A 10,493-nucleotide genomic window follows, 5' to 3' on the forward strand; every position below is an offset into this window, starting at 1 on the left:
CTGACGCGCGTCTTCGATCGCATGGTAGAGGCCGATCACGCCGAGATAGAGGAACAGCAGCACGAGCTCGCTGGTCAGGCGTGCGTCCCAAGTCCACCACGTGCCCCACATCGGCTTGCCCCAGAGCGAACCCGTCACAAGAGTGATGAAGGTGAACGCCGCGCCGACCGGTGCGCTCGCCATCGCGAGCGTTTCCGACAGCTTGATCCGCCACACCAGCGCGACGAACGAGTTCGCCGCCATGAAGGCGTAGACGAACAGGCTCATCCACGCGCAGGGCACGTGCACGTAGATCATGCGGAACGAGTCGCCTTGCTGGTAATCCGCTGGTGCGACGGCGAGGCCGCCGTAGAGCCCGACTGCGCCGGTAACGAGCGCGATCGCATACAGCCATGGCAGAAAACGCCCGGCAAGGCGATAGAAGTACGGCGGCGAGCCAAGCTTGTGGAACCAGAGTACGAGTGGGGACATTTTTATCCGACAGAATTCAACATGCTGACGCAAACCGGCATTCAAGTTATCTCTTGCTCCTGTCCGTCATTGACGAGATGACCAAATGACGAAGAAAGAGATTTTACGTCAACCACGCCGCCGTTTCTCTTCATGCATCAGGATTCCGGTCGTGCGAGTCGTTTCAGTCGCGCGAGAACATCAGGCGTCAGTGTGCCGAGCACGCCGCGACGTTCCGCTGAAATATGCGCGCCCGGCTCTTCTTCGCCGAACACGTAGTGATCGAGCAGCGCTTTCCACGCGCCGCGCTCGGCCGGCGGCATCGATTTGTACGCGAGCAGGCAATGCATCAGCGCATGCAGGCCGGGTTCGGTCACGCCGTCCGTATGCCACCAGAAATTGACCAACGCATTGAGCCGTTCGAGTGAGGCGACATGGTGCCACCACACCGGTGGAATATAGATCGCATCGCCCGGATGGAGTTCGGCGGTTTGCGCATGGTCGAGGGCTTCGCGCAATTTAGGCCAACGCGAGTCGTCGATTGCATCGAGAGGCGGCAGGCTGATTGCCGCCGCAGTGGGAGCGAAGTCGATCGGCCCAACGTAGAGGTTGCGCACCTGATCTGGTGGAAACAGGGTGAAGCGCCGTCGACCGCAGGCGACGACCGCGATGTTGTGCGTGCTGTCGAAATGCGCGGGCGTCGTCACCCGGTTGCCGAGCCACAGCCGTGGTTGCACCGACGCGTCGAGAAAGGGCAGCCGGTGCGTGGCAACGAGGTCGGGCACGCATTGTGACAGCAGCGCGCTCTGCAGTGCTACGCCGCGCGGCGATGTTCCTTGCCGGGCATAGCCTGCGAGGCGCTTCAGTGCATCGGTGACTGAGACGCGAAAATGCTCGTAGTTGAAGCCGTCGATCGTCGCGTTGTAGCCGATCTTGCCATCTGCCTGCGCGTCGATCAGCAGCACGTCGACCGGTGTGCCGTTGTCGTGGCGTGCGAGTTCTTCGGCGAAAGCGGTATCCGATTTCTCGGCCAGCGCGACGAGCGGCCAGTCGCCGCACAGACCGCGCAACACGAGCGGCTGCGCACGGCTCATGATTTCGCGCAGGTCGATCCGTTGACCGGTAACGCGGAATTCCTCGATGGCGGTTGGCATGGCGCGGCTACGTCAGTGAAATCTTCAGCGCCGCGGCGGTTGCCAGCGGCGCGAGCACGAGCGCGAGCACGAGCCACGCAGCCAGCCACAGCAGCGGCGCAGCGTAGGGCAGCCCGGCCTGCGCGGCATTGCAGGCACCGGCGCCGAAGATCAGCACCGGCACGATCAATGGCAGCACGAGCAGGGTCAGCAGCATGCCGGAGCGGCGCAGGGCCACGGTCAGCGCAACACAGATCGCGCCGATCAGGCTGAGCAGCGGCGTCGCAAGCGCAAGTGCGGCGAGCAGCACGGGCAATACGCTGTCGGGCAGATGCAGCAACATCGCGAGCAGCGGTGCGATCACGATCAGCGGCAGCGTCGTGGTCAGCCAGTGGATCGCGATCTTGCAGGCGAGCAGCAGCGAAAGCGGATGCGGCGAGAGCACGAGTTGCTCGAGCGAGCCGTCATCGAGGTCGCTGCGGAACAGGCTGTCGAGCGAGAGCAGCGCGGCGAGCAGCACGGCAACGAATATCGTGCCCGCGGCGATGCGTTCGAGCACCTGCGCATCGGGGCCGAGCGCGAACGGAAACAGCGCCACGACCATGACCGCGAACAGCAGCGGATTGAACGCGTCGCCGCGACGGCGCCAGGTCAGGGCGAGGTCGCGCTTGAGCAGTGCGACGCAGGCTGCCGAAGTCGTGCCGGGCTTCATGCGTGTGCCTCGCCGGCGGCTTGTTCGATTGCCTGCGCACGCAATGCAATCCTGCGTGGCGTTCCTGATGTGTAAGCATACGCGCCATGCGAGGTGATCAGCGCCGAACCACCGCGTTGGGCGTGCATCAGGAGCAGGCGATTGACGAGTTCGATGCCTTCGCGGTCGAGGTTCGCATAGGGCTCGTCGAGCAGCCACAGCGCCGCGGGTACGAGCAGCAGGCGCGCGAGTGCGACGCGCTTTTTCTGTCCCGCCGAAAGAAGGCGCAGCGGCTGACCTTCGTAGCCGGCGAGGCCGACGCTCGCGAGCGCGATTGTCGGAGTGATCCCGGGGCGGATGCCACCGAGACCGACCGCGAAACGCAGGTTCTGCAACGTGGTCAGCTCGAGTTTCATGCCCGGCAGATGACCGAGCAACGCCACTTGGTGCGAGAGCTTCGCCAAGGTCAGGTGCACGCCGTTGAGCAGCACCTCGCCCGCGGTCGATTCGAGCAGGCCGGACAGAACCTTGAGCAGTGTCGTCTTGCCGCTGCCGTTGTCGCCCTCGATCAAGACGACCTCGCCCGCGGCCAAGGAAAAATCGAGCGGGCCGAAAATCGGCTCCTCGTTGCGCGCATACGCCAAACCTCGCGCGGCGAGCAGGGGCGGCGTGTCGGCAAGATCGATGGCGGACATGGTCTGGGTGGACGGCAAGGCCGGCCATGCTAGCGGTCCGGCGCGCGCGATGCCAGCGCAGGGCATTTCCCGCGCAGGCGGCGCGCATTAGACTCGGCGCAGAACGCACGCTTGGAGAGGCTGCATGATTGACCGCATTTGGCGCGCAGGGAGATTCGCCGCGGCGATCCTTGTGACGCTGCTGTTCACGCAAGCCGTTGCCGCGTCCGATCCGGGTCAGGAACGCGTGGTCTACCTGATCTCCCTGCGCGATGCGCCGTTGGTCGAGAACGCCGCGAAACGCGTATCGGCCGGTGCCAAAGCGCCAGCGGGCGGCCGGCAGGCGATGCGCGATGCGCTCGCTGCGCCGCAGAGTACCACTTACCTCGGGCAACTCGACGCGGCACGCAATGGCGTGATCGATCTGGCGAGTCGCGCGATTTCGCGTCAGCTCGTGCCGACTCAGGTCTACACGCACGCAGCGAACGGCATGGCGCTCGAATTGACCCGTGCGGAAGCGGACAAGATCGCCGCATTGCCCGGTGTGGCCGCCGTGCGCCGCGAACGCATCCTGCGCGTGCACACCGACGCGGGCCCGCAATGGATCGGCGCCGACGCGTTGTGGTCCGGGCAAGCCGGCATGACGACCAAGGGCGAGGGCGTGGTGATCGGTGTGATCGACACGGGCATCAATCCGGCCCATCCCTCGTTCGCCGCGATCGGCGGCGACGGCTACACACACACCAACCCGCGCGCGGGCTATCTCGGCCTCTGCGCGAGCGGGCAGGCCGCGTGCAACGGCAAGTTGATCGGCATCTACGACTACAGCAACGAAGGCAACAAGGGGGTCGACGTCGCGGGTCACGGCAGCCACGTGTCGGCGATCGCGGCGGGTAATGCGATCAATGCGAACCTGCGCGGCATGACGGCGAACCTGACGCGCAACGTCTCCGGTGTTGCCCCGCACGCGAACCTGATCATGTACAAGGCCTGCAACGCGAAGCCGATCGATGCTTCGCAGGGCGACGGCACTTGCGCCGAGTCGTGGCTGGTAAAGGCGATCGACCAGGCGATCGTGGACAAGGTTGACGTCATCAACTACTCGATCGGCGGCGACACGACCGATCCTTACACCTTGCTCGCCGATCGCAGCAGCGATGCGTATGCGTTCTATCAGGCACGCGCGGCCGGCATCGTGATCGCCGTTGCCGCGGGCAACGAGGGGCCGAGCGCGAACACCTTGAGCGAGCCGTCCAACGCGCCGTGGGTAATCGGCGTGGCCAACGCCTCGCACAACCGCCGTCTGACCAATACGCTGACCGGGACGACGGGAACAGGCGCCGCTTCGCCATTCGGCGATCTCGTCGGCCAGGGATTCACGGCCGGATATGGTCCGGCCGCGGTCGTCTACGCCGGCGACTACGGCAGCGCGCTGTGCGGGAAAGGCACTTCGGTGTCGTCGCCGCCGGACGGATCGAGCAATCCCTGGCCTGCAGGCACGTTCCACGGCGAGATCGTGATCTGCGATCGCGGCACCTACGGGCGCGTCGAGAAAGGCTACAACCTCCAGGTCGCGGGCGCGGGCGGCATGGTCCTCGCGAATGCGGCCAGTGACGGCGAAAGTACCGTGTCGGACGACCACTACCTGCCGGCGGTGCATCTGGGGTACCGGGAAGGGCAGGCCATCAAGGATTGGGCGCACACATACGCGCCGCTGCGCAGCTCGATCTCCGGCGTCGCCGCGCAACTCGATGTGGCGTTCGGCGATGTGCTCGAAGCCTCCAGCTCGCGCGGACCGTACGGATTCACCGGCGGCGTACTCAAGCCCGACCTGACCGCGCCCGGCACGAACATTCTCTCCGCATCGAACACTGGCAACGGCCTCGCGCTGATGACCGGTACCTCGATGGCCAGCCCGCACGTGGCCGGCAGCGCAGCACTCGTGCTTTCTGCGCACCATGACTGGACGCCGGCACAGGTCGAGTCGGCCCTGATCGGCTCCGCGCTCGCGGGCAGCGTGCGCAAGGAAGACGGCGCCACGCTGGCTTCCCCGAATGACGCCGGCAGCGGCCGCGTGCAACCGGCACTGGCAGCGAATGCCGGCTTGTATCTGCCGCTGGGCGCTGCCGACTTCACTGCGCAGAATCCGAGTCAGGGCGGTGACCTGCGCAAACTCAATCGCGTCGGTATCGAGGACGAGCATTGTTTCCAGCACTGTGACTTCACGCGCACCGTTACCGACATGTCCGGTGGTGGCACCTGGCAAATCAGCGCGAGTGTGACAACGGGCGCAGCGATTACGGTGACACCGAGCCAGTTCACGCTCGCGGCCGGAGCATCGCAGATGCTCGATATCCAGCTCGATGTCAGCGATCCGCGCCTGCTTGGCCATTGGGTCAGCGCCCGCGTCGTCCTCCACAAGACTGGTGGCGTGCGTGGCGCAAGCGACATTGCGCTGACCGTGGCTGTTTTTTCCGATCCTGGTCCCCCACTGTTGTTCCGGGAATTGTCCGGAGCCGCCGGCGGCGGGCACGCAGACCTGAATCTGGTGGGATTGCCCGCGTTGGCATCGGCGCAGTTTCTGTCGACCACCCTCGATGCGGGTTCGTTGAATACCTTGTCGCTCGGCGTCGATGCCACGCCGGATGCGCCTTACGGTCTGCCGAAGACCGGCGTGCAGCTCGTCTACGTTCCCTTCCATCGTGGACCGCAGTTGAGCACTTGCCCCGGCGGCTATCGAGCCTGTTATTCGCAAACGGCATTCGTCGTCGCCGAACTTTCCACGACCGAAGCGCCGCAGGCCCGTCTCTATGCAGGCATCGACGGCAATGGCGACGGACAACCGCAGCTTTCCGAGCAAGCCTGCGTCGCCGATGCAGGCACCGCTTCGCCGAACGCGATCGCGCGCTGCGTGATCAATCTGAACGAAGTCGGCTCGAAGACAATCAGTGGAGTATGGGTGCTCGCTCAAGTAGTAAAAGGCGATGCTGCGGCACAATATCGTGTCGATGTGCGTACTGCCGCACCGGAAATCGGGGCGAACGGCACAGCCCGCTACGACGCAGCCACAGATTTCCATACGACCGGTCCGGGGCATGTGCCGACGACCTCGACGATTCCCTTGCGGCTGGGCTGGCCAGCGCCTGGGGTGTCGTCACAACCGCCTGCAGCACCGGGGCAGAGATACTTCGGAGCGGTGCTGATCGACGGTGCACCCGGGCTCGACGGCCGAGCGGGATTCCTGCCGTTCGCCTTGACCCTGTCAGATGCCGGTGGCGACGCGCAGGGAGCCTTGCATGATCTAGGTTCGCGGCCGACCTTGCTGCGCGACTACTTTTATCTCGGCGGCGGCAGTTCATCGCGGCACCGCTTCATTGACGTGCCGCCGAATGTCTCCACGCTGGTAGTCAACGCCGACTTGCCCGCCGGCAGCAATTCCCAGGTCCGGATCGGCATCGCAAGAGCGGATTTTCCCGCATTCTCTTCTTCGCCTGAAATCGATGCCGCGCCCGCAAGCACGGTGGTGTGGACGTTGTCGGCTTCACTGCCGTTGCAGGCCACCAGCGTGCCCGTCACGCCGGGGCGCTGGTATGTCACCGCGGAAAATCTCGGCAACGACGCGGTGGCTGTCGGGCTCGGGCTGAAATTGGCAACGCCCAGTCCTGCAGACAGTACAGGCATACCTCCGGGCACCTACTACAACCCGCAGCGCTCTGGTCACGGCATTTTCGTCAGCCAGGGCGGTGGTCAGCAACTTGTGTATTGGTATACCTATCTCGAGGACGGCACGCCCACCTGGTATTCCGCCCAGGCCTCGCAACCGGATCCGGCAGGCTCGGTATGGACGGCGCCGCTCTATCGGGTCAACTGGAACGGAACGGAAGTCAATGCGAGCCGGCAAGTGGGCGAAGTCACCCTGACGCGCATCGATAACAGCGACATGATCTTGTCCTGGACGCTCGACGGGCAGGCCGGCAGCGAGCGCTTTGCGCGCCTCGGCGCCGGGCCATGTCCGAACTTCAACGGCGCAGCCGCCAATTTTTCCGGTACCTGGTATGTGCCCACGCAATCGGGTTACGGGCTGGATGCGCTGGCGCTTCCGGACCAACTGTTCACAGCGTTCTACTTCTACGACGCGATTGGGGTTGCACGCTGGGGCGTAGGCACGGCGCAGCCGTTCGCGGCGACCAACGCACTGAACCTGACGCAGAGCGCGGGATTCTGCCCGGCGTGCGCATATCGCAAGGTCACTTCGCAACCGCTGGGTACGATGACGATCGACTATATCGACACAGGCAGCGGCAAGCTGTCGACGAACTTCATGTTGCAGCCTCCGCTGAGTGGTTCCTGGACAGTCGATCAGCAAACGCTGGTTCGGCTGACGGGTTCGCCGTCGGCCTGCACGCCCTGAGGACTGTCAGCTGCGCAGCGCCGGGTTGTCCCAACCCGGCTTGGGCGCAAAGCGTGCACAGTATTTCGCGGCGAGCGCGTCGAGCTGCGTCTTGAGCTTCTCCGCGCCTTCGCTCTTGATGTGCTGGATCGGACCGCCGCGGAACGGAGCGAAGCCGGTACCGAAGATCACGCCGGCGTCGAGCAAGTCGGCGTCGTCGGTGACGCCGTCGTGCAGGCAGGCGACCGATTCGTTGAGCAGCGGCAGGATCATGCGCTCGGTGATGTCGTCCGGCGCCTTGTAGTTCGGATCGACTTCGGGCTTGACCGGCTTGCCGTTCTCCCACTTGTACAGGCCTTCGCCGGTTTTCTTGCCCTTCTTGCCGTCGTTGAGGTAGCTGTCGAGACCGTCGGGAATGTCGAGATGCAGGAACTCGCCGACTTCCTTGCCGACCGAGACGCAGACATCGAGTCCGACCGTGTCGGCCAGTTCGATCGGCCCCATCGGCATGCCGAATTTCTTCGCCGCCTTGTCGAGCACAGGGCCGGGAATGCCTTCCTTGAACATGCGCAGCGCTTCGAGCAGGTAGGGGAACAGAATGCGGTTGACGAGAAAGCCCGGCGTGCCTTTCACCGGCACCGGCAGCTTGTCGATTTTCTTGCAGAACGCGAACGCGCGCGCCTCGTTGGCCGCATCGAGATGGTCCTGGCGCACGATTTCGACGAGCGGCATCTGCGCGACCGGGTTGAAGTAGTGCAGGCCGAGGAAGCGACCTTGTGCGTTGACCGCCTGACGCAGTTCGTCGAGAGGGATGCTCGAGGTGTTGGTTGCGAGCAGCGCATCGGCCTTCATTGCCGGTTCGGTCTTGCGGTAGAGGTCTTCCTTCGCCTGCAGATTCTCGAAGATTGCTTCGATGACGAGATCGGCGCCGGCGATGCCGTTGCCATCGACGTCTGCCTTGAGCCGCGCCGTGGCCGGCGCGATCGCCTCGGGTGTTTTCAAGCGCTTCGCGAACAGATCATGCGCACGATCGAGCGCGGGCTGGATGTATTTCATCTCGCGATCCTGCAGCGTCACGTCGAAGCCGCGCAGCGCGCACCATGCGGCAATGTCGCCGCCCATGACGCCGGCGCCGACGACATGGACCTTGCTGATGCCCGAGTCGCCGCTGCCGAGCTTCTTTAGCCGCTCCTGCAGGAAGTAGACGCGGACGAGATTGCGGCAGGTCGGCGTCACCGCGAGCTTGGCCACTGCGCGAGCTTCGATCTTCAGGCGCTGGGTGATGCTCGATCCGCCGCGCCGCCATACCTCGATAAGCGCGAACGGAGCGGGGTAGTGCTGCGGGTTGGCCTTGGCCGCGGTCTGCTTGGCGACGATGGGCGCAAGAATCTGCCGGACCGGCCACAGGTTTGTCGCCCACGCGGTCGCGCGTTGCACGAACGGGCGCGGCTGCGGGTGCGCGATCAGTTCCTTGGCTTCGGCGACGAGCAGCTCCGGCGAGGTCAGCTTGTCGACCACGCCAAGCGCGCGGGCCGCCTCGGCCGACAGCGACTTGCCTGTCAGCATCAGCGGCAGCGCTTCCGGCGCACCGATCAGCCGCGGCAACCGCGCCGTGCCGCCCCAGCCCGGGATGATGCCGAGCATGACTTCGGGAAACGCGAGACGTGTTTTAGCATCGCGTGTCGCGACGCGATAGCGGCAGGCCAGCGCCAGCTCGAAACCGCCGCCCATGCAGGCGCCATGGATCGCCGCAACGGTCGGGCAGCGCAGGCGCGCGATGCTCTGGAACACGCGCTGGCCGTTCTCGATGCTGGCGAGGACGCGGCCTTCCTTCTCGTATTTTTCGAATTCGGTGATGTCCGCGCCGGCGATAAACGTGTCGGGCTTGCCCGAGCGGATCACCAGGCCTTTCGGCGGCTCGATCGCCAGGCGTTCGGCGATCTGCGCCAGTTCGTCCATCGCCGCGCGGTTGAAGGCATTGACCGGCGCGTCGGCGCGGTCGAAGGTCAGCACGAGAATGCCGTCGGCGCCGAGGTCGGGTTTCCAATGGGCAAAGCGCAGGCCTTCGAACATGATGGTTCCGGTTGCAGCGGGGTGGGGCGGCTATAATCGGCGCTGGGGATGGCCGGGTCAACGTATCGCGGGATCCCGGCCGCAGCGCCGGGAACAGGCGCTGCGGTTGTTTCGGCGTCGGCGTCTGGCCGCGGAACTTTCATTGCATATCCCGGTCTAGCATCGTCATGCTCAACCGGGTCGAATTCAAACGGAGTATGGCCCGGATGGGTGAAGCGGACACCGACCGCGAGTTGGTCGAACGTGTACAGAAAGGAGACAAGCGCGCTTTCGATCTGCTGATCCGCAAGTATCAGCACAAGATCGTCAGCGTGATCTCGCGTTACGTCTCCGACTGGAGCGAATGCCAGGACGTGGCCCAGGAAGCCTTCATCCGCGCCTATCGCGCGATCGGCAACTTCCGCGGTGACGCCCAGTTCTACACGTGGATCTACAAGATCGCGATCAACACGGCGAAGAACCATCTGGTCTCGCAGGGCCGGCGCCCGCCGAAGGACGACATCGCGGTCGACGATGCCATGCTGCTCGACGGCGGCGCCTGGCTCAAGGATCGCGCCACGCCCGAGCACGAACTTTTGCGTCAGGAAATTGAACAAACGGTCTTCGATACGGTCGAACAACTGCCGGAAGAGTTGAAAACCGCAATCACGCTGCGCGAGGTCGATGGTTTGAGCTACGAGGAAATCGCGGAACGCATGAACTGCCCGATCGGCACGGTCCGCTCGCGCATCTTCCGCGCCCGCGACGCGATCGATGCGAAGTTGCGTCCGTTGCTCGGCAATTCGGACTCCGAATTGCCGATGATATGAGCGGTCATGACGTTGCAGGTAACGACAATGAGTGAACATCTGCTATCCCGAACCATGAATCCCAATCAAGCCATGGCCGACTCGCTCGGCGAACAATTGTCCGCGCTGATGGATGGCGAGCTGCCGCGCGACCAGGTGCGATTCCTGCTGCGCGGAGTCGCGGCGCAGTCCGACCTTGCCCAGCGCTGGTCGAGCTATCACGTCATCAGCGCGTGCCTGCGGCGCGAATATGTCGCGGTCGCACTGCCGGCGGATTTCGCCGACGGCGTGATC

General features: G+C 64.6%; 8 protein-coding genes. 3 read left to right on the plus strand and 5 right to left on the minus strand.

All coding sequences use genetic code 11. The features are described 5' to 3' along the window. From ccsA to ccmA, 4 genes are all read right to left on the minus strand, one after another. A partial coding sequence (gene ccsA, locus VF497_RS17660; RefSeq protein WP_330891217.1) for a cytochrome c biogenesis protein CcsA occupies positions 1–471 on the minus strand: 471 nt, incomplete at its 3' end. Between the two features lie 137 nt (positions 472–608). Further along, complete coding sequence (locus tag VF497_RS17665) at positions 609–1,604, minus strand: cupin-like domain-containing protein (RefSeq protein ID WP_330891219.1); 996 nt, start codon at positions 1,602–1,604, stop codon at positions 609–611. Positions 1,605–1,611: 7 nt separating this feature from the next. Further along, positions 1,612–2,295: a heme exporter protein CcmB gene (gene ccmB / locus VF497_RS17670; protein ID WP_330891221.1), complete on the minus strand. Its 684-nt coding sequence runs from the start codon at positions 2,293–2,295 to the stop codon at positions 1,612–1,614. Beyond that, on the minus strand, positions 2,292–2,969 hold the full coding sequence (gene ccmA / locus VF497_RS17675) for a heme ABC exporter ATP-binding protein CcmA (RefSeq protein WP_330891223.1): 678 nt from the start codon (positions 2,967–2,969) through the stop codon (positions 2,292–2,294). The genes ccmB and ccmA overlap by 4 nt, the downstream gene beginning before the upstream one ends. Positions 2,970–3,093: 124 nt before the next feature. Between ccmA and VF497_RS17680 the strand changes: the two genes are divergently transcribed. After that, the gene (locus VF497_RS17680; RefSeq protein ID WP_330891224.1) at positions 3,094–7,359 is read left to right on the plus strand and encodes a S8 family serine peptidase; all 4,266 of its coding nucleotides are present in this window, start codon (positions 3,094–3,096) and stop codon (positions 7,357–7,359) included. 6 nt (positions 7,360–7,365) lie between these two features. On the opposite strand, the gene VF497_RS17685 is transcribed toward VF497_RS17680, so the two are convergent. Next, on the minus strand, positions 7,366–9,411 hold the full coding sequence (locus VF497_RS17685; protein ID WP_330891226.1) for a 3-hydroxyacyl-CoA dehydrogenase NAD-binding domain-containing protein: 2,046 nt from the start codon (positions 9,409–9,411) through the stop codon (positions 7,366–7,368). Positions 9,412–9,617: 206 nt separating this feature from the next. On the opposite strand from VF497_RS17685, the gene rpoE reads away from it, so the two are divergent. Next, positions 9,618–10,220 (plus strand): RNA polymerase sigma factor RpoE, encoded by a 603-nt coding sequence (gene rpoE / locus VF497_RS17690; protein ID WP_330891228.1) that lies wholly within the window; start codon positions 9,618–9,620, stop codon positions 10,218–10,220. 54 nt (positions 10,221–10,274) lie between these two features. Continuing rightward, positions 10,275–10,493: sigma-E factor negative regulatory protein (locus VF497_RS17695; protein WP_330891231.1), on the plus strand; the 219-nt coding region annotated here is incomplete at its 3' end.

It is taken from the genome of Rudaea sp. (assembly GCF_036383415.1).
Classification (GTDB): domain Bacteria; phylum Pseudomonadota; class Gammaproteobacteria; order Xanthomonadales; family Rhodanobacteraceae; genus Rudaea.